Genomic DNA, 23,739 nt, shown 5'->3' with positions numbered 1-23,739 from the left:
GTCCTAGAAGTTCCGGCGATGACCCTGCCCCCGCGTCTTCCAGATACAGTCAGATGAACCGAAACGGCCTTTGCCAAACAGTTTCGTTTGTCTTCGCTGACGGGTCTGGTAGAAAACGCTTAACCCAGACAGGATCACAAAACTTGGTTAAGGACCTCTGAACAAACCGTCGAAGGACCGCATGACTTCCCCAGCTATCGGTAAGAAAAAACCAAGGGTCTATCTCACACGCAAACTGCCGGATGCGGTGGAAACCCGCATGCGCGAGCTTTTCGATGCGGAACTGAATATCGACGACACGCCGCGCACGCGCGAACAGCTCGCCGCCGCGATGGCCGAAGTCGATGTTCTGGTGCCCACCGTCACCGACCGGATCGATGCCGAGCTGATCGAAAAGGCCGGGCCGCAATTGAAGCTGATCGCCGGCTTTTCGAACGGCACCGATCATATCGACGTCGATGCGGCGGCCAAACGCGGCATCACCGTCACCAACACGCCGAATGTGCTGACCGAAGACACGGCCGACATGACCATGGCGCTGATCTTTGCCGTCATGCGCCGCCTTGTCGAAGGCTCGCAAGTGCTGATGGACAAGCCCGGCCAATGGGAAGGCTGGTCGCCCACCTGGATGCTCGGACGACGCATCGGCGGAAAACGCATCGGCATCATCGGCATGGGCCGCATCGGCACTGCCGTTGCCCGCCGCGCCAAGGCTTTTGGCCTCTCCGTGCATTACCACAATCGCGGGCCGATCAATCCGGCAACCGAGGCCGAACTCGAAGCCACCCATTGGGACAGCCTCGACCAGATGCTGGCACGCGTCGATATCGTCTCGGTCAACTGCCCGTCCACACCGGCCACCTTCCATCTGCTGTCGGCACGCCGCCTGGCGCTGATGCAGCCGTCCTCGATCATCGTCAATACCGCGCGTGGTGACGTGATAGACGAGGCGGCATTGATCCAGCTATTGCGTGACGGCAAGATTGCCGGTGCCGGCCTCGACGTCTTTCAGAACGAACCGGCGATAAACCCGAAACTGCTGAAGCTTGCCAAGGAAGGCAAGGCGGTGCTGTTCCCGCATATGGGCTCGGCAACGCTCGAAGGCCGCATCGACATGGGCGACAAGGTGATCATCAACATCCGCGCCTATTTCGACGGGCATCGCCCGCCGAACCGCGTGCTTCCCGGCCGGGACTGATCAGGCCAGCCGCTTCTGCATCTCGATGGACGTCGTGCGGTCAAAACCCGCATGGCGGTTTTCCGCGGTCTTTTCAAAACCCCAGCGGCCGAACGTGGCATGGTTGCCGACAAGCTCGATGCGGGTTTCCAATCTCAGCGCCGGCAGACCTTTTTCACGCGCCACCTCTTCGGCCTTCGCCAGCAGTTTTTTGCCCAGTCCCTTGCCCTGAAGCGCGGGGGCGATGGCCAGCTTGCCGATATAGAGAAATTTTTCTTCCGGCTTGCAGAACACGCAGCCCACCAGCTTTCCGTCCTTGATCGCCACGAACGCGATCTCGGTCTGCGCCTTGAAGGCAAGTGCCGCCAGCGTCAGCCGGTTGGCGGAAGACGGCGGGTCGATGACCCCGTCCATATAGGCGAAGGAAGACAGGATCAGCGCAAAAAGTTCGTCCCAGCGCTGGAAACCGGTTTCGACGCGGATAATCTCGGTCATTCGGCGGCGTCTTTCGTCCGGCGACGTTTGTATTTGATCGTATCGAACCGGGCCGAGAGCGCATCGTAGAGCATCAACCGGCCGACGAGCGGCTCTCCGGTGCCGGTAATCACCTTGATCGCCTCCATGGCCATCAGCGTGCCGATCACACCGGTCAGTGCGCCAATGACGCCGGTCTCGGCACAGGCAGGGATCAACCCTTCCGGCGGCTTTTGCGGAAACAGGTCACGATAGGTCGGCAGCAACACGCCATCCGGCCCGGTCTCATAGGGTTTCAGCACCGTCACCGAACCATCGAACCGTCCGACTGCGCCCGTTACCAATGGAATGCGTGCCGCCTCAGCCGCATCGGCCGCCATGTAGCGAGTATCGAAATTGTCGGAACCGTCGATCAGCAGATCGAATTTTTTGAGATGATCCGCAGCCCATGTGGTCGAAAACCGCTCCTCATAGGTCACCACACGGACATGCGGATTGAGCCGCGCGATCGTTTTACGCGCACTCGCCGTCTTTTCCTCGCCGATAGTGCCGGTGTCATGGATCACCTGCCGCTGCAGGTTGGAGAGCGAAACATGGTCGTCATCGGCAAAGGCCAGCGTACCGATGCCGGCGGCGGCGAGATAGAGCAGAACCGGCGCGCCCAAGCCGCCGGCACCGATCACCATCACGTGCGCATTTTTCAGCGCCTGCTGCCCCGTGCCGCCGATTTCCGGCAGCAGGATATGGCGGCGATAACGCTCGATTTCTTCCGTGGTCAGTGCGTCCATAAAACTATCCTAACATCCGCGCGCCGTTTGGATAGCGTTCATCCCGCAATGCCGCCATGCTCGACGGTCAGGAACTGCGCCCGCTCGCCAAGCGCTGAAAACATCTCGCGGTCCGTGCCGGTCATAAAAGCCTGCCCGCCGAGGTCGTGGACGAGATCGAACAACGCCGCACGCCGACCTTCGTCCAGATGCGCGGCAATCTCGTCCAGCAGCAGAACGGGGGCGTATCCGCTCATGTTGGCGGTCAGCCGCGCATGCGCCAGCACCAGACCCACCAGCAGCGCCTTCTGCTCGCCGGTGGAACAGCGCGCCGCCTCCATATCCTTGTCGCGGTGGCGCACCAGAAGATCGACCCGGTGAGGGCCGGAAAGCGTACGGCCGGCGGCGGCATCACGGCGACGCCCCTCTTCCAGCATGAAGCAGAAATCCTCTTCCAGATCGGCAAACGGTCGATCATCCGCCTCGTCCAGAAATCCGCTCAATTGCAGATCGGGCGAGGGGAAAGGCGAGGCATCGCTCTCGGCGATCAGCGCCGTCAGCAGCCCCAGCATTTCCCGCCGCGCCGCCGCCATGGAAATGCCGAGTTCGGCCATCTGTACCTCGATGGCCGAAAGCCATGCCGGATCAAACCTTCCTTCGGACAGAAGTTTGTTGCGGCTGCGCATGGCGCGCTCATAATCTGCCGCGCGCCGTCCATGGGCGGGATCGAGTGACAGCACCAGCCGGTCGAGAAAACGACGACGATCGGAGGAAGAGCCGGTAAACAGCCCGTCCATGGCCGGCGTCAGCCACAACACGTTCAGATGGTCGGTCAGTTCTTCGACTGAGCGTGCCGGCGTGCCGTTGAGGCGTAGCCGCCGCGTCTGGCTTTCGCCGTCACCATCCAGCCCGGTGCCGATCGCAACCTCGCCCTCGCGGCCTTCGATATCGGCAAACACGCTGAACCCGCCTGTCGCGCCCACACGTGTCACATCGGAAAGCACGGCCCGGCGCAGGCCACGGCCGGGGGACAGAAAGGAGACCGCTTCCAGCAGATTGGTCTTGCCGGCTCCGTTATTGCCGGTCAGCACCACATGCCGGCCGTCAAGCGACAGCGAGGCTTGCGCATAATTGCGGAAGTCGGTCAGCTTCAGGCGGGACAGGGAGGTTTTTTCGGCCATCGCGATTCGTGCTTGTCTTTGCAAAGGAGCTAAGGATTTGCGCGCCGGATAGCAAGTTTTGTGTTGGGGCAATGGCAGCCATTGTCTGTGTGTCTGCCCCTCATCCGGCTGCCGCCACCTTCTCCCCGCGCGCGGGGAGAAGGGATATGCCGCGCCGTTGTGCCATGAGAACCGAGGGTGCGTGAGCCACGTCCCCTCTCCCCGTTTGACGGGGAGAGGGTTAGGGTGAGGGGCTGACCCAAACGCAAACACCCGAAATTGGCAAAAGCCCGGGGACGTTTTGAGGGGTCAATTCAATGATATCAATATCTTGACTCCGAGTTCATCCCCGCATTTCCAGAATGTGCGACACTCAACGCGTTCTGTTTCGGCTACACCGGTCCGCATTGCCGGCGAGATAGAGCCGGTGATCGCATGGGACACCCTGATGCAGGTGATCCATGCGGGGCTGCGCAGAAAATGGTCTTCCTCTCGCCTGAAAGATGGCGGGGCGTGCGTGTGTCGCACACAAACCGGCTCGATCTAATAACCAATAACAGCGAGTCGCCGCAGAAGGACCGGAGTTGCGCGGAAAAACCACCGAACGGGGCACGTCGTGCGCCATTATAAAATTAAATTAGGAGGCACAGGACGTGCCCCGGCCGCATAACCCGCAAACGACAGCGGGCAAAAATTGAAAACCGAAGATCGCCAAGGGCGGACTCTGCCTGCCGTTCCGAAACGTGACTTGCCTTCCAGAAATCTACATCCGCTAAAACAACAAAAACTCATAATTAACGAAAGGTCAGTATGCATGGCTAACGGCACGTTAATGACTCGCTCCCAAAAATAGCGCCGAGGGCAGGCGCCAGGGAGAGGTTGCGCCAAACAGATTTTTTGACGGGGGATTTTATGAGCGACAATAAATCGGCACTGAACGAACGTCTGGATTTTGTGGGTCTCGGTGCCACAGAACGCAGCCATCTTGCCGATGTGCGGCCGTTGGTGGCACAGGCGGTCGATGGCGCGCTGGACAATTTCTATCGCAAGGCCAAGGCGCACCCGCACACCGCCAAATTTTTCTCCAATGATGCCCATATCGCCCATGCCAAGGGGCGTCAGGCAAGCCACTGGGATGTCATTGCATCCGGCCGTTACGACGAGACCTATGTCGAAGCCGTCTCTGCTATCGGTCGCACCCATGCCCGTCTCGGTCTGGAGCCACGCTGGTATATCGGCGGCTATGCAATGATCCTCGACGGTATCATCCGTGCCGTCATTCAGGATGAAATGAAGGGTTTCTTCGTTGAGAGGAAAGCCAAAATCCTTTCCGAACACCTCTCTGCCGTCGTCAAGGCGGCCATGGTCGACATGGACTATGCAATCTCGGTCTATCTGCAGGTCCTGAGCGACGAGCGCGCCAGGGCGGAAGCCGAACGGGCCGTCGCCAAGGCCGAACAGGACGCGGCGCTCAATGCCCTCGACACCGCCTTGCGCGCTCTGGCCGACGGCGACCTGACCTCCGAAGTCCGTCAGGAACTGGCGGCCAATTTCGCAGGCCTGCGCGAAAACTACAATTCTTCGGTGGCCTCGCTCGACACTGCCATGCGCGATATCACCGGGTCGGTCGATCAGGTTCGCGCCGAAGTCGGCGATATCTCGTCCGCTGCCGACAACATGGCCAAGCGCACGGAGCAGCAGGCAGCCGCACTGGAAGAAACCGCCGCCGCTCTGGAGGAAATCACCGTGCTTTCCGGCCAGGCGGCAAGACGCACCAAGGATGTCCAGCAGATCATCCGTGAATCGGCGGCCGAAACGCAGAAGAACGGTCAGGTGGTGGAACAAGCCGTCGCCGCCATGGGCGATATTGCCGAATCCTCCCAGAAGATGACGCAGATCATCGGCGCCATCGATGAAATCGCCTTCCAGACCAATCTTCTTGCACTGAACGCCGGTGTCGAAGCCGCCCGTGCCGGCGAACAGGGCAAGGGTTTTGCCGTTGTCGCGCAGGAAGTGCGCGAACTCGCCCAGCGCTCCGCCGCCGCCGCCAAGGAAATCAAGGAACTGATCGACCGTTCCGCCGGCGACGTGCAGCGTGGCGTCAGCCTCGTCAACCGCGCCGGCGAAGCGCTGACGGGCATCGGCACGCGGGTCAAGGCGATCGATGAACATATCACCTCGATCGCGCAATCGGCACAGGAGCAGGCGTCGGGCATCGACGAGATCAACGCCTCGGTGCGAGCCATGGACCAGATCACCCAGCAGAATGCGGCGCTGATGGAAGAGACGAATGCCTCCGCCCAGAGCCTTGTCGGCATCTCCCACACGCTTGCGTCGCTGGTCGCGCGTTTCCGCACCCGCTCAGCCCGGAACACGTATCAGGAGCGACCACGTTTACGGGCCTGAAAGAGCCCTCAAACAGGTGGCATGTCAAAACAAACCGATCAATAATCACGTATTGCGACATCGGGCCGATCAAGGCAAAGAAAGATCGCGCCAAGGCATGTCCGGCGCCCAGCGATAATTTCAGATCATTTTGAAAATCCATCTTTCAGATCGGACCGATGTTTTGCGTGATTTTATGTCCAGACGCGGCCAGTCGCCGTCGCACTATTTTTTGCCGATCAGCGGTGCTGCGACGGCAATTCTCATGAAGCCGCTGCACTGGATCGCCTGTGGCCTTGCCATGTGCCTGGCGGTTTTGCTTGCCGGTACACTGATCCTGATCGAGCAGAAGGTGGCCCGAAGCCGTCATAGGCCAGCCTGATCAGGGCATTCCGTTTTCCGGCCCGATGCGTTAGGCATGACCCGAATGAAAAGGCAAAAAAGGAAGAGTGCCGTGAGCAATGAGGACCGGTTGCTGAAACTGGAAGAACTGGCGGCGCATCAGGCCAAGGTCATCGAGGAACTGTCGGATCAGTTGGCCGAGCAGTGGAAGGTTGTCGAACAGACCCGCGCCAAGCTGGATCGTCTGACCGAGCGTTTTCTGTCGCTTGAAGAAAGCTCTCTGGAAGCGCCTGCCATCACCCGCCCGCCGCATTATTGAGGCGGATAGCGTTCAGGCGGCATCGCGTCGAAACCGTTTCAGTGCCAGATATTCCCAGACCGCCACCATCAGAAGTGTCAGGCTGGCGAGAATCTGGATCATAAAGTTGGCAGCAAAAGGCACTGCTGCAAAGCCGGCCAGAAGAATGGCGATACCGGCGCAATGCGACCATGGCAACATCCGTGATGATACGGTTTTCATCCACAGCGTGCCGGCGAGATAAAGCGCTGGTCCGCCGAGTATGGCGATGGCATGATTGTAGCCGCCCTTTTCAAACGGATCGGATAGCGAAAAATCCTCCCCGACAGCGGTCAGGATGATGCCGGCGACGATCGGCAGGTGGCCATAGGTAAACAGGTAATCGGCGGTTGCCTGCGGCTCGGCGTCTTCTTCCGCCTTGTCGGCCGCGCGTTCCTGTCCGTCATGGAAATAGATCCACCACATCAGTACAGTCGACAGGAAAGCGCAGAACAGCACCAGCGGCGTCATCGTGCTGTCGAAATGGCTGGAAGCCGTCTTGCCGGTGGTGAGAATGGTTTCGCCGAGCGCGATGATGACAAAAAGCGCGCAGCGTTCGGCCAGATGTTCGCCATTGACGTCGAGGGTTTCCTGTGGCGAGGCGCCAAGTCCGGGTAGCCAGTAACGGACCATCGGCGCGACATATTCGATGACGAGTGCGGCAGCCCAGAGGATCACGCGCGCTTCGCGCTCCATCAGGCCGCCGGCGATCCAAAAGCTGCAGGAAATCACCAGCCACAATGTAATGCGTTGAAACGTGCGATAGGATTCGTCATCTGTGCCGCGAAAGGCATAAAGCGCAAACAGCGAGCGCGACAACTGCATGCCGGAATAGGCAAGCGCAAACAGCAGCCCCAGATCGGTAAAGGCCTTTGGCAGCGCGATGGCCAGAACCACGCCAAAAAACATCAGCACGAACAGCAGTATCCGTACCGGCTCAATTTCTGCATCCAGCAGGTTGGTCACCCATGTCGTATGGATCCATACCCACCAGAGCGCAAAAATGAAAAGCAGAGCCTCGGCGGCTATGCCGAAGGAAAAGTCGGAGGCCAGCGTTTCCGAAAGCTGGATCAGGGCGAAGACGAAAACCAGATCGAAAAAGAGTTCCGGGAAACTCGCCTTGGTCGAATCCTTGTCGTCCTTGCGGAGCCAGTGGTGCTTGCTGTCGGCCATTGAATTTTTTCCGGTGGTGCGGCGGGCGCGGAAGGACCAATCTAGCGCGGCAAACCGAAAGGGCAGGGGCTTGGCCGATGATATCGTGCCGGTCGGTGAATAATTCGTCGGCCGGGAGGCATTGACCGATGTCAAGGAGCGCCGGACGTCCCATGTTATGGCTGATAGTGCCGGGCCATGCCGGTGATCACTTTCAGGTCCAGACGTGACACCGCTTCAATTCACCCTCGCCATCTTGCTCCTGCTTTGCACCCCTGGCCCGACCAACACGCTGATGGCGCTCGGCGGTTATGCGCGCGGCTGGGCAAGGGCGCTGCCTCTGATCCTTGGCGAACTGGGCGGTTATCTGCTGGTCATCATTCCAGTAGCGACGCTGGCAGCCCCATTTTTCCAGGCCTATCCGCAGGCCTCGCTCATCGCCAAGGTCGCCGCCGTCGTCTGGGTGCTCTATCTCAGCATCCGCCTCTGGGCTTCGACGAAAAAGGCAGATGATTCGAGCGGCGAGATTTCGGTGCGGCAGGTTTTTGTGACGACCGTTCTCAATCCCAAGGCGCTCATCATCGGGCTGGTGATCATGCCCCACGGCAACCTGATCACGCTGGCACCGTGGCTGCTGTTGTTTGCCGGCTTGGTCCTCTTTGCCGCGAATGGCTGGATCGTCCTCGGCCGCCTGATGCGCGGCACGCGCGGTTTCGAAATCAAGCCGATGGTGATCCGTCGCGTCGCCGCCGCCTGCCTGCTGCTCTTCGCGATCATCCTCGCCAGCTCATCCATCCAGTCGCTGGCGTAAGATCGCCCAACAAAAAAGCCGCCCTTGCGAGGCGGCTTTTTGCGGATCAGTGTTGATCGATCAGTTGTCGAAAAATTCCTTCATGCGGGCAAAGAAGCCCGTCGATTCCGGATTGTTTTCCTTCGACGACAGTTCCTCGAACTCCTGCAGCAGTTCGCGCTGGCGCTTGGTCAGCTTCTGCGGGGTTTCGATGCCGATCTGGATGTAGAGATCGCCCGTCTGCGACGAACGCAGCACCGGCATGCCCTTGCCCTTCAGGCGGAACTGCTTTCCGGCCTGCGTGCCTTCCGGCACCGTCACGCGCGACTTGGTGCCGTCGAGCGTGGTGACGTCGAACGTACCGCCGAGCGCTGCCGTCGTCATCGAGATCGGTACGGCGCAATAAAGATCCGCTCCGTCGCGCTGGAAGAACTGATGCGGCGTCACCGACAGGAAGATGTAGAGGTCGCCCGACGGGCCACCACGTGCACCGGCTTCGCCTTCGCCCTGCAGGCGGATGCGCGTGCCGTCTTCGATGCCTGCCGGAATGTTGACCGACAGCGAACGTTCTTCCGTCACGCGGCCCTGGCCATGGCACTTGCCGCAAGGGTCGGTGATCGTCTGGCCACGACCGTGGCAGGTCGGGCAGGTGCGTTCGACCGAGAAGAAACCCTGGCTCGCACGCACGCGGCCGGACCCCTGACAAGTGCCGCAGGTTTTTGGCTGCGTGCCGGGCTTGGCGCCCGAACCGGAGCAGACATCGCAGGTGATCGAGGTCGGAACCCGGATCTGCGCCGTCTTGCCGGCATAGGCTTCTTCGAGGCTGATTTCCATATTGTAGCGCAGGTCGGCGCCACGTTCGCGACCGCCGGAGGAACGGCGCGCACGGCCGCCACCCATCATCTCGCCAAAAATGTCTTCAAAAATGTCGGAGAAGCCACCGGCGCCACCGCCCATGCCGCCACCGCCACCCATGCCGCCATGTTCGAAGGCTGCATGGCCGAAACGATCGTAGGCCGCGCGTTTCTGCGGGTCCTTCAAGGTTTCATAGGCTTCGCCGATCTCCTTGAACTTCTTTTCGGCTTCCGCGTCGCCCGGGTTCTTGTCGGGATGATATTTCATCGCGAGTTTGCGGAAGGCGCTTTTCAGCTCCTTCTCGTCGGCGGTTTTCGCCACACCCAGCGTTTCGTAAAAGTCTGCTTTTGCCATGGAGATTTAACCGGCTCCCGAAAGTATTCCGGCTGCACGATGGCAGCCGGATTTCCTGTCAACTATGCTTGTCTGTCTGCCAAAGGGCAAACACACGATCAAGCCGACTTCTTATCGTCCTTGACCTCTTCGTAGTCGGCATCAACGATATCGTCGTCCTTGCCGCCTTCTGAAGCGCCACCTTCGGCCTGCTGGGCCTCATAGATGGCCTGACCAAGCTTCATGGAGACTTCCATGAGGGTCTGGGTCTTGGCCTGGATGTCTTCTGCGTTCGGCTCGGAAGCTTCAACCGCACCCTTCAGGGCCGTGATGGCATCCTGAATGGCGGCGCGATCGCTCTCGCCAACCTTGTCGCCGTATTCCGCCAGCGACTTCTCGCTGGAGTGGATCAGGCTTTCGGCCTGGTTCTTGGCTTCCACGCCTTCGCGACGCTTCTTGTCGGCTTCGGCGTTGGCCTCGGCGTCCTTCACCATCTTTTCGATGTCGGCGTCGGAGAGTCCACCAGACGCCTGGATGCGAATCTGCTGTTCCTTGCCGGTGCCCTTGTCCTTGGCCGAAACCTGCACGATGCCGTTGGCGTCGATATCGAAGGTGACTTCGATCTGCGGAACGCCACGCGGTGCCGGCGGCAGGCCAACGAGGTCGAACTGGCCGAGCAGCTTGTTGTCCTGTGCCATTTCGCGCTCGCCCTGCGAAACGCGGATGGTGACGGCGGACTGGTTATCGTCGGCGGTCGAGAAGGTCTGGCTCTTCTTGGTCGGGATCGTCGTGTTGCGATCGATCAGGCGGGTGAAGACGCCACCGAGCGTTTCGATGCCGAGCGACAGCGGGGTCACGTCGAGAAGCAGAACGTCCTTGACGTCGCCCTGAAGAACGCCGGCCTGAATGGCGGCGCCGAGTGCAACGACTTCATCCGGGTTGACGCCCTTGTGCGGTTCCTTGCCGAACAGCTGCTTGACTACTTCCTGCACCTTCGGCATGCGGCTCATGCCGCCGACCAGAACAACTTCGTCGATTTCGGCAGCGGTAACGCCGGCATCCTTGAGGGCTGCCTTGCACGGTGCGATCGTGCGCTGGACGAGATCGTCGACCAGGCTTTCGAACTTTGCGCGCGTCAGCTTCAGCGTCAGGTGTTTTGGACCGGAAGCGTCGGCCGTGATGAACGGCAGGTTGATTTCGGTCTGCTGTGCGGAGGACAGTTCGATCTTGGCCTTTTCGGCAGCTTCCTTGAGGCGCTGAAGGGCGAGCTTGTCGTTCTTCAGGTCGATGCCCTGGTCCTTCTTGAACTCGTTGGCCAGATATTCGACCAGACGCATGTCAAAATCTTCGCCGCCGAGGAAGGTATCGCCATTGGTCGACTTCACTTCGAAGACGCCGTCGCCGATTTCCAGAACCGAGATATCGAAGGTACCACCGCCCAAGTCGTAAACGGCGATCGTCTTGCCGTCCTTCTTGTCGAGGCCATAAGCCAGAGCAGCTGCCGTCGGCTCGTTGATGATGCGCAGAACTTCAAGACCGGCAATGCGGCCGGCATCCTTGGTTGCCTGGCGCTGTGCGTCGTTGAAGTAGGCCGGAACGGTGATGACGGCCTTTTCGACCTTTTCACCGAGGTAGGATTCGGCGGTTTCCTTCATCTTCTGAAGGATCATCGCGGAAATCTGGGCCGGGGAATAGTTCTTGTCCTGAGCCTTGACCCATGCGTCGCCGTTATCGCCCTTGACGATTTCGAACGGCACGAGTGCCTTGTCCTTTTCGACGGTCGGGTCGTCGTTGCGGCGGCCGATCAGGCGCTTGACGGCAAACAGGGTGTTGGTCGGGTTTGTGACCGCCTGGCGCTTGGCCGGCTGGCCGACGAGACGTTCGCCGTCGTCCGAAAATGCGACCATGGAAGGGGTGGTGCGAGCGCCTTCGGCGTTCTCGATCACCTTCGCGTCCTTACCATCCATGATGGCGACGCAGGAGTTTGTGGTACCAAGGTCGATGCCAATAACTTTAGCCATATCTTCTTCTCTCCTTTAAGCGAACCATCGGAACCCCGTTCAGGCATTCCACTGACAGTTCCTCGACTGGGATGGTTTTCCGCAGTCTGCGCTGCGGACATGCGGCGTATATAAGGACGGGTTTTTCCGACTGCAAGGCGGGAATTCACGCGAATGTCAGCAAAAATAGGAGTTTGCGGCACCTATACTTCACAGCGCGGGATGCAGCCGTCAGCCACCGGTCAGGATGTCGAAAAGTGTGGTCCGGCGCGGCATCGGGTGAGGCTGCTCATAACCGCGGTTATCCGGCGGAATATAACCGCCACCACCGACGTCGCCGGGCGGAATATAATTGCCGTAATCTCCACCGACATCGCCCGGGGGAACGGGCGCGCCGCCCTGGCCACCGTAACCGCCACGATATTCGCGGTAGTCCCTGACTTCGCGGTCCTGCTGACGGTATTCTGGTTCGTAGCCCGGCTGATATTCAGGTCGATATTCGCGCTGATCGTAGCGATCTGCCGGCACATTACCCTGAGGAGCGTAACCGCGGTCGTTCGGCCGTACATTGGCCGGAACGGGTGCCTGTTGCCTCTGTTGCTGCTGCGGGCGCGGCTGCTGTTGAGGTTGGACCTGCTGAACGGGCTGTAGCGGACGAACCTGCTGCTGTGGCTGCGCCTGCATGGGCTGGCTCGGCGCCGGCTGTGCCTGCGGATATGGATTGGTGTCCTGCTGGTTTTGTGCAGGCTGCGCCGGCGTCGGCGCGGGCGGGAATTCGCCGGTATCGTCGATCGGTGCCGGATCGCTGCCGACACCTGGCAGAACGCCGGAGATCAGATCGCCTAATGTCGTCTGCTGCGGCGCTTGTTCCGTGCCCGGCGGCAGGATGAAGCCCGCACCGCTGCCGTAAAGCGGCGTCGGCGTATAACCGCTCATCGCCGCCGTCATGTATTCCTTCCAGGCCTTGGCCGGCAGACCGCCACCGGTGACCTTCTTCATCGGCGCGCCATCGTCATTGCCGAACCAGACGCCAGTGGTGAGAATGCTCGTATAGCCGACAAAAAGTGCGTCGCGGAAAGATTGCGTGGTGCCCGACTTGCCGGCCACCTGCCAGTTTTTCAGCCGCGCATTCTTGCCAGTACCCTCCAGCACAACACGGCTCATCATGTTGTTCATGGTCGCGGCAACGGTTTCGCTCAAAACCCGGGGCGGGTTCTGGAAATCCGACTGGTAGAGTACCTTGCCATCCGGATCGGTAATACGGGTGACGATATGTGGCGCCGCCTTGAAGCCGCCATTCATGAACGGGGCGTAGGACGAGGTGAGTTCCAGCAGCGACACTTCCGAGGTGCCGAGCGCAATCGAGGCATTCGACTGCAGGTCCGAATCGATGCCGACGCGGTGGGCAAGCTGGATGACATTGGTGGGGCCGACCTGATTGACGAGCTGGGCGGCGATCGTGTTGAGCGAATTGGTCAGTGCCGTCGAAAGGGTAACCGGACCACGATACTTCTGGTCAAAATTTTCAGGCGTCCAGTTGCCGATCTTCACCGGGCCGTCGTTGTAGACCGTATCCGGTCGCGCACCGGCTTCGAGGGCCGCGGCATAAACGAAGGGCTTGAAGGCCGAACCGGGCTGGCGCTTGGCGGTGACGGCGCGGTTGAACTGGCTTTCGGTATAATCCCTGCCGCCGACAAGCGCGCGGATGGCACCGGTAGCATCGACCGAGACAAGGGCAGCCTGTGATGCGCTGACCTTGTTGCCCTCTTTGGTAAGAACATCCGTCAGCGCCTTTTCGGCCTTTTCTTCCAGCGCCATATCGATCGTCGTCTCGACATTAACATCGGTCTTGATGTCGCCGATCAGACGCTTCACCTCGTCCACGACCATATCGGCAGCATAATGCTGCGCGCCGGACCAGTAGCGTTTTGCCTTGGTCGGCGGCTGCGACATCGCCGTCTTCAGGTCGCTTTCGGTGATGTAACCTTCCTGCTGCATGGTACTCAGCACGATCTGTGCACGCGCTTCCGCGGCTTCAGGATCGCGTGCGGGAGACAGGCGGGAAGGGGCTTTCAGAAGGCCCGCAATCGTTGCCGCTTCACCAAGGTTCACGTCGCGCGCCGACTTGTTGAAATAGCGCCGTGATGCGGCCTCCACGCCATAGGCATTCGAACCGAAAAACATCCGGTTCAGGTACATGGCAAGGATCTGGTCCTTGGTGAATTTGGTTTCCAGCCAGAAGGAGAGCAGCACTTCCTGAATTTTTCGCTCGAACGTGCGATCCGGCGACAGGAACAGGTTCTTGGCCAGCTGCTGGGTAATAGTCGAGCCGCCCTGGATCGGCTGGCCGGTCAGGTTGTTCACGAAGGCGCGGGCAAGGCCGGCGGGATCGATGCCGAAATGCGAATAGAAACGACGGTCTTCGATGGAGATGACGGCCTGTGGCAGATAAGGCGACATCTCTTCCAGCGCCAATGCCTCGCCGCCGGTCGTGCCGCGGTTGGCGATGACCTGCCCGTCGAGTGCGGTGATCTTGATATTCGGTGGCCGGTCAGGGATCGTCCACGAACTGGCGCTCGGCATTTTTGAGCCGTAATAGATAACAAGGCCGCCCACACCGATGCCAGCCCAGATCCCGAGCACGATGCACCAGTAGACGACCGAGCGGATGAAGCCGAAGAAGCCGCCGGACTGGCGTGGTTCCTTCGTCTTGCGGGGTGATTTCTTGGAAGGGGGTGCGGCCCTGGCTTTGCCCTTCGCGGCCTTGCCCTTGCCGGAAATGCGGTCATCGGCGTCCAGACGAAAGTCGGAATCCTGCTCTGCCTCGTCCTCGAAGGAAGGCTCGACGCGTTCATTTGACTTTGATCTGGATGCCATGCGGACCGGTAATACCCCAATTCTGTCGGGCGCCTGCCGATGACGATGCGTCCGGCGGCGCGCGCTGTTCCTCGCCCGATATTTCCAATGAATTGTAAATGCGGCGATTTAAGGAGGCATTAAGGGTGTGGGGCGGGCTGGAGAGGCGCAGCCTGGTCGGCTGTGCCTCTCCAATGTGGTTCAGGCAGTCTTGGCGGTGCGGGCGCCAAAGAGCTTGGCGTCGAGGCTGAACGGGCCGGCGCCGGCCGCGACGAAATAGAGGAAGGCGAAGCAATAGACCGCTGCCGCGCCGCCACCGTTTTCAGTCGGGAAGAAGCTTTTCGGAAAATGGCCGATGAAATAGGCGGAAGCCATCAGGCCGGACAAAACGAAGGCGGCGATACGGGTCTGGAAGCCGACAAGGAACAGGAAGCCAAGCGTCAGTTCGATAAGGCCGGCGATCCAAGGCAGCGAGCCGGTCGGCGGCGTGAAATTGCCTGCGTGAAAATGAAAGATTTTGGCCATGCCGTAAGAGAAGATGACGAGGCCGAGAGCGATGCGCATTACGCTGAGAAGTGCAGGCTGCGCGCTGTTGAGATTGTTCTGCATGAAGACGACTCCGGGAGGAAAAATGATAACGAATCCCTTTGTTTGCTGCACCTGCGAAAAGCAATGCAAATTGACAGCACGTCTTCGTGATGAATCGGCGGCGGTAATGTCTCGATTGAGCATTTCCTTTCGTTTTCATCTGGTTTTCACTTTAAAAGTGATACATGATCCATTTCAGATCGTTTTTCGTGGAACCGTTGAGGCGGTTCGCGAGTTAAGGCTAGCCGTGAAAAGGGAAGGTCCGATGCTCGACGTACAAATCAGCAAATCTCAATGGAAAAAGCCGGTCTGCATCACGTTTGGTGAGGCAGGCGAGCAGTTGGTCAAAGGGCCGCATGATGCGCTGGCACTGATGACGGAACAGTGGCCGTTTATTCGCGGAGCGGAGTTTGTTCGTGCGCGCAGCCTTTGCCGCGCTGCCTTGGACGGCAGGAAAACCGTCGAAGAGGCGCGCATTCAGTTCGAGCAAGCCATCGGCGAAGCGCGGGTTTCATCAAACTGAATTTTTCAGGAGGGGGCGACAGCCCCCTTTTTCATGGTTCCCACTACAATTAAGAGTAAAATAATATGCTAAATCACCCATGATTAGTTGTAGTTGCATAGTCGATGGTTTTGGCCTCAAGATAATTCCCGCAGAGGCTGTGTTTTTGCAGGAAAACTATCTCCGGTAAGCGGAGCGGAGATAAGTCCAATTGGTGCCTTTATTTCGGGGAAAGGTGGCCAACGCCTCGCAGACGTAAAGAACGTATGCACTGTAGCCAACGCCCGGCAGGGGAAGCCGGGAGCGATGGAGATTTTCATGCGCACACAAGTTCGACAGCCGGTCAATCCCGATCAGCTCAGCCTTCTTCAGCAGGTCTTCGATAATGCCTGCACCGAACACCGCATCAACAAGGATAGCCCGGATGGGGAGGCGCTTGCGCTGATTCTGGTCAATTCGTTGCAGAAAGGCATGAGCGAAAAAGAGGCGCTTTCGCACCTTGCCGAAACCTTGGCGCAGAGCCGTTAGGAACGCAAATTTCAGATAAAGTTTTTGCATCAGGCAGGCCGGCCGGAGCGCCGGCTTTTCTTTATGGAAATAACGAAGTGGCGCGAATCGATTACGGCAAAAACGTGATTGACCGGTCACATTTGGCCCTCGCTCGATATTGCCTGCCTTCCTGTCCATATATGGAACCTATCCGCCACTCGTCAGTTCACCCTGCTCCCATACGTTGAACATAACCAAGTTTGGAGGCACCCATGCCCGAGGCAATTGGAATCAAATCCGTCCGCAAAGCAGATATTTCGGACGATCTGCCGAGCGCATCTGACGTCAACGATACGTTCAAGAACGAAGTGGCCACCTTGCGTGCCGAAATCGCGACCATTCGCGAGAAACTGGCGGAAAAGAGCGGCGAGGCCTACGAAAACGTATCGCGACGCGCCAGCAACGCTGCCCATTACGTGCAGGATGAAGCGGCATCCGCTGCAGGCGCCATCCGTGAACACCCCGCTGCTGCGACAACTCTGTTCACACTGATCGGCGCCATCGGTTTCGGCATCGGTTATCTGGTTGCCTCGACGACGGCGGAACAGAAGCAGGCTTGGTATCGCCGCTACTACTGACCGCTATCATCGGTTGGCGGCTTCGGCATGTCGCAAACATCGACCCAGGTGGCGGACACCAGTTCCGCCATCCTTTGTGGCGCAATTCGAACCGCCGAATTCGTAGCGCCTGCGGCCGGCAAGACTGTCCCGTGATCTTGCAGAGAGAGGTCGCAATAAATCGGAAGCGGCGAGGAGAGGCCAAACGGGCATACCCCGCCAATCGGATGACCTGTAATTTCAGTAACCTCCTCGCCGCCAAGCATGCGTGGCTTCGTCCCAAAATGATCGCGGAATTTACGATTATCCAATCGGCGCGTTCCTGCTGTCACCAGCAGTAGAACGGTTTCGCCGGCGCGTAGGCAGATCGTCTTGGCAATCTGGTCGGGCTCGACACCATGTGCTTCGGCGGCAAGTGCCACCGTTGAAGAACTTCCCTCGGTTTCCATGACGGTGATATCGGGAGCATGGATGGCGAAAAACGCCTGAACTGATAAGAGCGACATGCAGGCAGCCTAATGCGGAGGCATGATCGCGGCAAGCCGCAGAAAGGCATGCGTACAGCGCATGGCTGCGCTGCGAAACTCTGTCTGTTTTTTGGGCGAGTTTCACGTATTTTATAAACATCGAAGCGACGCACTCCTCCTCCCAGTGTCGCCCGATTGGACTGGCAACACCTCCTCCTCCCGGTTGCTAGTCAGTTTTAAGAACCCGGCGCACCTCCTCCCGCGCCGGGTTTCTTATTTTCGGATGTTGAGAATGAAAATCAGTTGATAGAGTGATGTTTGGTGCAATTGACGATTGTGCCTGCGACATCGCTGTGTCTTGACATCCCAACCGCTCATCGATACCTGCCTTGGCATCGATATTTGTTTGCAAGCGGCACCTACGGCGTCACCACGCTACGAGACCTTTCCTTCAAATACGAGAATCGACGCACATTGTCTCAGCGAGGCAATGAGCAAGCTTATATTTGCGAGTGAAAGGACTTCGTAATGGCTAGCGGTACTGTAAAGTGGTTCAATGCGACCAAGGGTTTCGGCTTTATCCAGCCTGACGACGGCGCACAGGACGTATTCGTGCACATCTCGGCTGTTGAGCGCGCGGGTATGAACGGCCTCAAGGATGGTCAGAAGATCAACTACGAACTGGTTACCGACAAGCGTTCGGGCCGCGTTTCGGCTGACAATCTTCAGGCTGCCTAATTGGCGCCCTCTCCGGCAGTTGCCGGAGATCGACGAAATCGAGACGCGCCCCTAGTGGGCGCGTTTTGCATTTTGGAACATGACATACCGTTGTCTGTCCTGATCCAAGATGCTTGTTTAGTTGTTAACGAAATATTAACCATTTCAGACTAGGATCATCTCATAGCCGCGGGTCAAAAGCCCGCCGGATTGAGAAGTGCCGATCCCGTTCGTTTGACCACGGATGTAATGGCAGGCAGGAAACGGGATACGAAAGGTCGGGCTTGCCCGACCTTTTTTGCTATTCAGGCTTTGCCTCGATTTCGAAAATCGATGTGGCTCCGACGAGAAACACCGAAGCCACGCAAAGCAATCAGCGCTTGGCGAGCGCCTCGATGATGCGTGCCCAAGAGCGGATACCCTTGTGGAACGATTTCAGCTCATACTTTTCATTCGGTGAATGGATACGGTCGTCATTGAGACCGAATCCGACCAGCAGCGAATCCATGCCGAGCATAGTTTGGAAATCGCCGACGATCGGGATCGATCCGCCCATGCCGATGACGACGGCCGGTTTTGCCCATTCGTCAGAAAGTGCGTTCTTCGCCTTGGTCAGGGCAGGCGAATCGTAAGATAACTGGATTGCTGGCGATGCGCCGTGCTCATGGAATTCCACCGAGCAGTCAGCCGGAATCTGCGAACGGATGTAGGCGCGGAAGGAGTCGCGAATTTTCTGCGGGTCCTGCGTGCCCACGAGACGAAAAGAAATCTTTGCCGAAGCTTTCGCAGCGATGACGGTCTTAAAACCGTCTCCGGTATAACCACCCCAGATGCCGTTGACCTCACAGGTCGGGCGCGCCCAGGTCAGTTCCAGAACCGAACGGCCCTTTTCGCCGGCCGGTTCCGACAGACCGATCTCGCCAAGGAAATTTGCCGATGATCGGCCAAGCGTTTCCCAGCTGGCCTTGATGTTTTCCGGAGTTTCCTCGACGCCATCGTAAAAGCCCGGAAGGGTGATGCGACCGGTTTCATCGCGCAGACCGGCAATGGCAGTGGTGAGGATGTGGATCGGGTTGGCTGCGGCACCGCCATAAAGACCCGAATGCAGGTCGCGATCGGCGGCAGTGATTGTGATCTCTTCGCCGACAAGACCACGAAGTGCAGCAGCGATTGCCGGCGTATCGCTGTCCCACATGCCGGTATCGCAAACCAGCGCGAATTCGGCCTTGAGTTCCTCTTTATTGGCTTCGAGGAAAGGTTTCAGAGAAGGCGAACCGGATTCCTCTTCGCCCTCGAACAAGATGGTGACGCGAATCGGCAGCGCGCCATGCACATCCTTGTAGGCGCGGCAGGCTTCGACAAAGGTCATCAACTGGCCCTTGTCGTCGGCGGTGCCGCGGCCTGTCAGGATTTTGCGGCCGTTGCCGAGATCCTTGATGGCCGGCTCGAACGGGTCGTTTTCCCAAAGCTCGATCGGATCGACTGGCTGCACGTCATAATGGCCATAAAACAACACATGCGGAGCATCCGGTGTGGACGCAGCATGGTGGCCAACGACCATCGGATGACCGGGTGTCGGGCGAACTGAGGCCTCGAAGCCGAGAGAGACCAGTTCTTCGGCCAGCCAATCGGCTGCCTTGGCGCAATCAGCCTTGTAGGCGGGATCGGTAGAAATCGACTTGATGCGCACGAGGTTGAACAGGCGATCAAGTGCTGCCGGCAGGTTTTCGTCGGCACGGGAAAGGACGGGGGAAATGTCGGTCATGGAAATGGTCCTGCATTCTGAAAGACTGGCCGGACCCTAATCCCTTTCCGAATGATTTGGAAACACCCTCGGCTATTGGAATGCTCTTCTCAGAGTTTTCGCGCTTTTTCGACTGCCATGCGCATATATTCAAGCATCAGCTGCCTTTCGAAACTGCGGAAGCCACCGAGCAGGGCATTTTCGGCATCGGCTGCCGCGTCCATGGCTTCGCTCTCCAGTGCCCGACCGCGCTCGGTCAGAGACACGATCTGCGCGCGCCGATCTGTCGGATGTGGTGTGCGGCCGATCAAACCGTCGCGTTCCATGCGCGACAGCGTGTTGGCAAGTGTCGCCTGTTCGACTTCGAGGCGGTCAAGGATCTGTTTCTGGGTCAGTCCGTCTTCCTGCCAGAGTTCGACAAGAACAGGGAACTGGCCGGGTGAAAATCCGAGCGTTGCGGCCCGTTGCTGCAATGATCGCGCAAACCCTTTGGCCAACTGGCCTGCCAGATAGGTCGCCGAATTCGAACGATCGAAGGCCATTGGAAAATCATCCTTCCGGATGCGAGAGCGGAACAGGCTGACTGTATAGCCTGCCATGCTTTTGCGAAACCTGCAGGACCCTGTTTATGTCAATAAAATCTAAAGTGAGAGCGTTGCGATAAGCGAAACCGCCATGACCGGGAGGGGGATCGGTCATGGCGGCTCTTATAAGCGGCAAAGGCCCGGAGAGGGGGGAAGGCCCTTGCCCGGTCTGAAGCGGCGGGGGACGAGCCAGCTTTCAGACGACGGCGTGATCAGGCGCCGTTGGTTATGAGATGAGCGGCGGAATGCGGCTTTTCAAGGGATATGAAAATTACAAATCGGTAACGTTGATATGAGGCGAGGTGCGATTGTGGCCGCTCAAAGAACGGCTGTCCGACCAAGTTTCATTGGACGCAACCCGCGACGCACGATATCTCATGGCCATGAAAAAAGGCGATCACCTCTTCCTAGTCGACGGCTCCGGTTTCATCTTCCGGGCTTTTCACGCGCTTCCTCCGTTGACCCGCAAATCTGACGGCCTGCCTGTCGGTGCGGTCTCGGGTTTCTGCAACATGCTCTGGAAGCTGTTGACCGATGCGCGCGACACCTCGGTCGGGGTCACGCCAACGCATTTTGCGGTCATTTTCGATTACTCCTCGAAAACGTTCCGCAAGGAAATTTACGATGCCTACAAGGCCAATCGTTCCGCGCCGCCGGAAGAACTAGTGCCGCAATTCGGTCTGATCCGCCAGGCGACGCGCGCCTTCAACCTGCCCTGTATCGAGACCGAAGGTTTCGAGGCCGACGATATCATCGCCACCTATGCAAGGCAGGCGGAAGCGACCGGTGCCGATGTCACGATCGTTTCGTCCGACAAGGACCTGATGCAGCTCGTGACGCCCATGGTCCACATGTATGACAGCATGAAGGACAAGCAGATCGGCCTGCCCGAAGTGGTCGAGAAATGGGGCGTACCGCCGGAAAAGATGATCGACCTGCAGGCGCTGGTCGGCGATTCGGTCGATAACGTGCCGGGCATTCCGGGCATCGGTCCGAAAACGGCGGCGCAGCTGCTGGAAGAATACGGCGACCTCGAAACCCTGCTGGCGCGTGCCGGCGAGATCAAGCAGGTCAAGCGCCGCGAAAGCATCATCAATTTTGCCGATCAGGCGCGCCTGTCGCGCCAGCTGGTGGAACTGCGCACCGACGTACCGCTTGAACTCGATCTCGATGCTCTTGTGCTGGAACCGCAGAACGGGCCAAAGCTGATCGGCTTCCTGAAGGCCATGCAGTTCGGCACGCTGACGCGCCGTGTCGCTTCCGCCTGCGATTGCAATGCCGACGAGATCGAACCCACCGAAGTGACGGTCGAGTGGGGTGAGGCGGCACGTGGTCCGGATCTCGATGCCGGTTCCGCAGCAGCCGATACCGGCGAGGCCGCGGCCGATGCACCGGCCAACCCGGCAAAGGCCGCTGCTGCCAAGGGTACGGGCGAGGCGACACCGGCTTCGCTGGCCGAGACGCGCATTGCTGCCTTCGGCAATGCCAAGATCGATACGACGGCTTACGTGACGATCCGCGAAATCGAAGTGCTCGACGACTGGATTGCGGCCGCCCGCGAAACCGGTCTTGTCGGTTTCGACACGGAAACCAATTCGCTCGACCCGATGCAGGCCGAGCTTGTCGGCTTTTCGCTCGCCATTGCGGATAATGCCGAAAACCCGTCCGGCCAGACAATCCGCGCCGCCTATGTGCCGCTGACCCACAAGACCGGTGTCGGCGATCTTCTGGGTGGTGGTCTGGATGAAAACCAGATCGACCCGCGCAAGGCGCTCGATCGCCTGAAGGCGTTGCTGGAAGATCCTTCGGTCCTGAAGGTCGCGCAGAACCTGAAGTTCGATTACCTGTTGATGAAACGCCACGGTATCACCGTCGAAAACTACGACGATACGATGCTGATGTCCTATGTGCTGGAAGCCGGCAAGGCCAACCACGGCATGGACGGGCTTTCGGAGCGCTGGCTGAACCACAAGCCGATTGCCTTCAAGGAGGTTGCCGGTTCCGGCAAGAGCAGTGTCACCTTCGATTTTGTCGCCATCGACAAGGCAACCGCCTATGCGGCGGAAGATGCAGATGTGACCCTGCGTCTCTGGATGGTGCTGAAACCGCAGCTGGCGGCTGCCGGTCTCAACCGCGTTTATGAGCGGCTGGAGCGCCCGCTGGTGTCGGTTCTTGCCGATATGGAAGAGCGCGGCATCACCATCGACCGGCAGATCCTGTCGCGTCTCTCCGGCGAGCTTGCCCAGAAGGCGGCTGCCTTCGAGGATGAAATCTACGAACTGGCCGGTGAGCGTTTCAACGTCGGCTCGCCAAAACAGCTCGGCGACATCCTGTTCGGCAAGATGGGCCTGCCCGGCGGTTCGAAAACCAAGACCGGCCAGTGGTCGACCTCGGCCAGCGTGCTGGAGGATCTCGCAGCCGAAGGGGCGGAACTGCCGCGCAAGATCGTCGACTGGCGCCAACTGACCAAGCTGAAATCCACCTATACCGACGCGCTGCCGGGTTACGTTCACCCTGAAACCAAACGCGTGCACACCTCCTATTCGCTGGCATCGACCACGACGGGACGCCTGTCCTCGTCCGAGCCGAACCTGCAGAATATCCCAGTGCGCAATGCGGAAGGTCGAAAAATCCGCACGGCCTTTATCGCCACGCCGGGCCACAAGCTGGTCTCTGCCGATTACAGCCAGATCGAACTGCGCGTGCTTGCCCATGTCGCGGAAATCCCGCAACTGACCAAGGCATTCGAGGATGGTATCGACATCCATGCCATGACTGCATCGGAAATGTTCGGTGTGCCGGTCGAAGGCATGCCGGCGGACGTGCGCCGTCGCGCCAAGGCGATCAATTTCGGCATTATCTACGGCATTTCCGCCTTCGGGCTTGCCAACCAGCTGTCGATCGAACGCTCGGAAGCCGGGGACTATATCAAGAAGTATTTCGAGCGTTTCCCGGGCATCCGCGATTATATGGATAGCACCAAGGCGAAAGCTCGCGAGGATGGTTATGTCGAAACCATCTTTGGCCGGCGCATCAACTATCCGGACATCAAGTCGTCCAACCCTTCGGTGCGTGCCTTCAACGAACGTGCGGCCATCAATGCACCCATCCAGGGTTCCGCTGCCGATGTCATCCGCCGCGCCATGGTGCAGATGGAGCCGGCCCTTGAAAAGGCCGGCCTTAGCGAGCGCGTGCGCATGCTCTTGCAGGTGCATGACGAACTGATTTTCGAGGTCGAGGATGCGGATGTCGACAAGGCAATCCCGGTCATCACCTCGGTGATGGAAAGCGCCACCATGCCGGCGCTTTCCATGCGCGTTCCGCTGAAGGTGGATGCGCGCGCCGCCAGCAATTGGGATGAGGCGCATTGATCCATGCATTGCGCGGGCGGTCTGTTGGATGG

Annotated in this window: 21 protein-coding genes; 9 read left to right on the top strand and 12 right to left on the bottom strand. The window is 59.1% G+C overall.

The features are described from left to right. Positions 1-181: 181 nt before the first annotated feature. On the top strand, positions 182-1,198 hold the full coding sequence (locus ACRQ1B_RS11505) for a 2-hydroxyacid dehydrogenase (RefSeq protein ID WP_432293695.1): 1,017 nt from the start codon (positions 182-184) through the stop codon (positions 1,196-1,198). Here the strand turns inward: ACRQ1B_RS11505 and ACRQ1B_RS11500 are convergent, their stop codons facing one another. Genes ACRQ1B_RS11500 through recF form a run of 3 tightly spaced genes read right to left on the bottom strand, consistent with a single transcriptional unit; the run spans position 1,199 to position 3,599 of the window. Then, positions 1,199-1,672, bottom strand: coding sequence for a GNAT family N-acetyltransferase (locus ACRQ1B_RS11500; protein ID WP_432293694.1), 474 nt, complete (start codon positions 1,670-1,672; stop codon positions 1,199-1,201). Then, positions 1,669-2,439, bottom strand: coding sequence for a molybdopterin-synthase adenylyltransferase MoeB (locus ACRQ1B_RS11495; RefSeq protein WP_432293693.1), 771 nt, complete (start codon positions 2,437-2,439; stop codon positions 1,669-1,671). The genes ACRQ1B_RS11500 and ACRQ1B_RS11495 overlap by 4 nt, the downstream gene beginning before the upstream one ends. Before the next feature lie 38 nt (positions 2,440-2,477). Continuing rightward, on the bottom strand, positions 2,478-3,599 hold the full coding sequence (gene recF, locus ACRQ1B_RS11490) for a DNA replication/repair protein RecF (protein WP_432293692.1): 1,122 nt from the start codon (positions 3,597-3,599) through the stop codon (positions 2,478-2,480). Between the two features lie 891 nt (positions 3,600-4,490). On the opposite strand from recF, the gene ACRQ1B_RS11485 reads away from it, so the two are divergent. The 3 genes from ACRQ1B_RS11485 to ACRQ1B_RS11475 all read left to right on the top strand — a co-directional run bounded on the left by ACRQ1B_RS11485 (position 4,491) and on the right by ACRQ1B_RS11475 (position 6,624). Further along, positions 4,491-5,984, top strand: coding sequence for a methyl-accepting chemotaxis protein (locus ACRQ1B_RS11485; RefSeq protein WP_432293691.1), 1,494 nt, complete (start codon positions 4,491-4,493; stop codon positions 5,982-5,984). A gap of 175 nt (positions 5,985-6,159) precedes the next feature. After that, complete coding sequence (locus tag ACRQ1B_RS11480) at positions 6,160-6,345, top strand: hypothetical protein (RefSeq protein ID WP_432293690.1); 186 nt, start codon at positions 6,160-6,162, stop codon at positions 6,343-6,345. A 72-nt stretch (positions 6,346-6,417) separates the two neighbouring features. Beyond that, positions 6,418-6,624 carry a SlyX family protein gene (locus ACRQ1B_RS11475; RefSeq protein ID WP_432293689.1) on the top strand — a complete coding sequence of 69 codons (207 nt, stop codon included), beginning with the start codon at positions 6,418-6,420 and terminating at the stop codon, positions 6,622-6,624. A gap of 12 nt (positions 6,625-6,636) precedes the next feature. On the opposite strand, the gene ACRQ1B_RS11470 is transcribed toward ACRQ1B_RS11475, so the two are convergent. Continuing rightward, on the bottom strand, positions 6,637-7,815 hold the full coding sequence (locus tag ACRQ1B_RS11470) for a low temperature requirement protein A (RefSeq protein WP_432293688.1): 1,179 nt from the start codon (positions 7,813-7,815) through the stop codon (positions 6,637-6,639). Between the two features lie 205 nt (positions 7,816-8,020). Here ACRQ1B_RS11470 and ACRQ1B_RS11465 point away from each other — a divergent pair, with 205 nt between their 5' ends. Then, a complete protein-coding gene (locus tag ACRQ1B_RS11465) occupies positions 8,021-8,605 on the top strand; it encodes a LysE family translocator (RefSeq protein WP_432293687.1) in 585 nt (194 codons plus the stop codon). Between the two features lie 60 nt (positions 8,606-8,665). On the opposite strand, the gene dnaJ is transcribed toward ACRQ1B_RS11465, so the two are convergent. The 4 genes from dnaJ to ACRQ1B_RS11445 all read right to left on the bottom strand — a co-directional run bounded on the left by dnaJ (position 8,666) and on the right by ACRQ1B_RS11445 (position 15,237). Then, positions 8,666-9,793 (bottom strand): molecular chaperone DnaJ, encoded by a 1,128-nt coding sequence (gene dnaJ / locus ACRQ1B_RS11460; RefSeq protein WP_306836424.1) that lies wholly within the window; start codon positions 9,791-9,793, stop codon positions 8,666-8,668. Between the two features lie 98 nt (positions 9,794-9,891). After that, on the bottom strand, positions 9,892-11,793 hold the full coding sequence (gene dnaK / locus ACRQ1B_RS11455; RefSeq protein WP_432293686.1) for a molecular chaperone DnaK: 1,902 nt from the start codon (positions 11,791-11,793) through the stop codon (positions 9,892-9,894). A 210-nt stretch (positions 11,794-12,003) separates the two neighbouring features. After that, the gene (locus tag ACRQ1B_RS11450; RefSeq protein ID WP_432293685.1) at positions 12,004-14,649 is read right to left on the bottom strand and encodes a transglycosylase domain-containing protein; all 2,646 of its coding nucleotides are present in this window, start codon (positions 14,647-14,649) and stop codon (positions 12,004-12,006) included. Positions 14,650-14,829: 180 nt separating this feature from the next. Beyond that, on the bottom strand, positions 14,830-15,237 hold the full coding sequence (locus tag ACRQ1B_RS11445) for a DoxX family protein (protein WP_432293684.1): 408 nt from the start codon (positions 15,235-15,237) through the stop codon (positions 14,830-14,832). Here ACRQ1B_RS11445 and ACRQ1B_RS11440 point away from each other — a divergent pair. Next, positions 15,236-15,739 carry a DUF982 domain-containing protein gene (locus ACRQ1B_RS11440; RefSeq protein WP_432293683.1) on the top strand — a complete coding sequence of 168 codons (504 nt, stop codon included), beginning with the start codon at positions 15,236-15,238 and terminating at the stop codon, positions 15,737-15,739. The genes ACRQ1B_RS11445 and ACRQ1B_RS11440 overlap by 2 nt on opposite strands. Positions 15,740-15,895: 156 nt before the next feature. Here the strand turns inward: ACRQ1B_RS11440 and ACRQ1B_RS11435 are convergent, their stop codons facing one another. Then, positions 15,896-16,405, bottom strand: a complete 510-nt coding sequence (locus tag ACRQ1B_RS11435; protein ID WP_432293682.1) for a hypothetical protein — start codon at positions 16,403-16,405, stop codon at positions 15,896-15,898. Between the two features lie 74 nt (positions 16,406-16,479). Between ACRQ1B_RS11435 and ACRQ1B_RS11430 the strand changes: the two genes are divergently transcribed. Beyond that, positions 16,480-16,845 (top strand): hypothetical protein, encoded by a 366-nt coding sequence (locus ACRQ1B_RS11430; RefSeq protein ID WP_432293681.1) that lies wholly within the window; start codon positions 16,480-16,482, stop codon positions 16,843-16,845. Here ACRQ1B_RS11430 and ACRQ1B_RS11425 read toward each other — a convergent pair. After that, positions 16,839-17,330: a YbaK/EbsC family protein gene (locus tag ACRQ1B_RS11425; protein WP_432293680.1), complete on the bottom strand. Its 492-nt coding sequence runs from the start codon at positions 17,328-17,330 to the stop codon at positions 16,839-16,841. The two genes, ACRQ1B_RS11430 and ACRQ1B_RS11425, sit on opposite strands and share 7 nt — an antisense overlap. 489 nt (positions 17,331-17,819) lie before the next feature. Between ACRQ1B_RS11425 and ACRQ1B_RS11420 the strand changes: the two genes are divergently transcribed. Beyond that, positions 17,820-18,029, top strand: coding sequence for a cold-shock protein (locus tag ACRQ1B_RS11420; protein WP_432293679.1), 210 nt, complete (start codon positions 17,820-17,822; stop codon positions 18,027-18,029). Between the two features lie 352 nt (positions 18,030-18,381). Here ACRQ1B_RS11420 and ACRQ1B_RS11415 read toward each other — a convergent pair whose 3' ends face one another. Together ACRQ1B_RS11415 and ACRQ1B_RS11410 are read right to left on the bottom strand one after the other, a co-directional pair. Beyond that, positions 18,382-19,773 (bottom strand): dipeptidase, encoded by a 1,392-nt coding sequence (locus ACRQ1B_RS11415; protein WP_432293678.1) that lies wholly within the window; start codon positions 19,771-19,773, stop codon positions 18,382-18,384. A gap of 89 nt (positions 19,774-19,862) precedes the next feature. Next, positions 19,863-20,294: a MarR family winged helix-turn-helix transcriptional regulator gene (locus ACRQ1B_RS11410; protein ID WP_432293876.1), complete on the bottom strand. Its 432-nt coding sequence runs from the start codon at positions 20,292-20,294 to the stop codon at positions 19,863-19,865. A 425-nt stretch (positions 20,295-20,719) separates the two neighbouring features. Here ACRQ1B_RS11410 and polA point away from each other — a divergent pair, with 425 nt between their 5' ends. Then, the gene (gene polA, locus ACRQ1B_RS11405) at positions 20,720-23,707 is read left to right on the top strand and encodes a DNA polymerase I (RefSeq protein WP_432293875.1); all 2,988 of its coding nucleotides are present in this window, start codon (positions 20,720-20,722) and stop codon (positions 23,705-23,707) included. Positions 23,708-23,739 lie beyond the last annotated feature (32 nt).

Source organism: Endobacterium panacihumi (genome assembly GCF_050847465.1).
GTDB classification, from domain to species: domain Bacteria; phylum Pseudomonadota; class Alphaproteobacteria; order Rhizobiales; family Rhizobiaceae; genus Neorhizobium; species Neorhizobium panacihumi.
This window is presented reverse-complemented; position numbering and strand designations above follow the sequence as displayed.

Coding starts and splice junctions, on each gene's coding strand:
- ACRQ1B_RS11450 (WP_432293685.1), bottom strand. CDS start 14,649: ATGGCATCCAGATCAAAGTCAAATGAACGCGTCGAGCCTTCCTTCGAG.
- ACRQ1B_RS11505 (WP_432293695.1), top strand. CDS start 182: ATGACTTCCCCAGCTATCGGTAAGAAAAAACCAAGGGTCTATCTCACA.
- ACRQ1B_RS11445 (WP_432293684.1), bottom strand. CDS start 15,237: ATGCAGAACAATCTCAACAGCGCGCAGCCTGCACTTCTCAGCGTAATG.
- ACRQ1B_RS11415 (WP_432293678.1), bottom strand. CDS start 19,773: ATGACCGACATTTCCCCCGTCCTTTCCCGTGCCGACGAAAACCTGCCG.
- ACRQ1B_RS11440 (WP_432293683.1), top strand. CDS start 15,236: ATGAAGACGACTCCGGGAGGAAAAATGATAACGAATCCCTTTGTTTGC.
- polA (WP_432293875.1), top strand. CDS start 20,720: ATGAAAAAAGGCGATCACCTCTTCCTAGTCGACGGCTCCGGTTTCATC.
- ACRQ1B_RS11500 (WP_432293694.1), bottom strand. CDS start 1,672: ATGACCGAGATTATCCGCGTCGAAACCGGTTTCCAGCGCTGGGACGAA.
- dnaJ (WP_306836424.1), bottom strand. CDS start 9,793: ATGGCAAAAGCAGACTTTTACGAAACGCTGGGTGTGGCGAAAACCGCC.
- ACRQ1B_RS11435 (WP_432293682.1), bottom strand. CDS start 16,405: ATGGACAGGAAGGCAGGCAATATCGAGCGAGGGCCAAATGTGACCGGT.
- ACRQ1B_RS11425 (WP_432293680.1), bottom strand. CDS start 17,330: ATGTCGCTCTTATCAGTTCAGGCGTTTTTCGCCATCCATGCTCCCGAT.
- ACRQ1B_RS11485 (WP_432293691.1), top strand. CDS start 4,491: ATGAGCGACAATAAATCGGCACTGAACGAACGTCTGGATTTTGTGGGT.
- ACRQ1B_RS11495 (WP_432293693.1), bottom strand. CDS start 2,439: ATGGACGCACTGACCACGGAAGAAATCGAGCGTTATCGCCGCCATATC.
- ACRQ1B_RS11410 (WP_432293876.1), bottom strand. CDS start 20,294: ATGGCCTTCGATCGTTCGAATTCGGCGACCTATCTGGCAGGCCAGTTG.
- ACRQ1B_RS11420 (WP_432293679.1), top strand. CDS start 17,820: ATGGCTAGCGGTACTGTAAAGTGGTTCAATGCGACCAAGGGTTTCGGC.
- ACRQ1B_RS11470 (WP_432293688.1), bottom strand. CDS start 7,815: ATGGCCGACAGCAAGCACCACTGGCTCCGCAAGGACGACAAGGATTCG.
- recF (WP_432293692.1), bottom strand. CDS start 3,599: ATGGCCGAAAAAACCTCCCTGTCCCGCCTGAAGCTGACCGACTTCCGC.
- dnaK (WP_432293686.1), bottom strand. CDS start 11,793: ATGGCTAAAGTTATTGGCATCGACCTTGGTACCACAAACTCCTGCGTC.
- ACRQ1B_RS11480 (WP_432293690.1), top strand. CDS start 6,160: ATGTCCAGACGCGGCCAGTCGCCGTCGCACTATTTTTTGCCGATCAGC.
- ACRQ1B_RS11430 (WP_432293681.1), top strand. CDS start 16,480: ATGCCCGAGGCAATTGGAATCAAATCCGTCCGCAAAGCAGATATTTCG.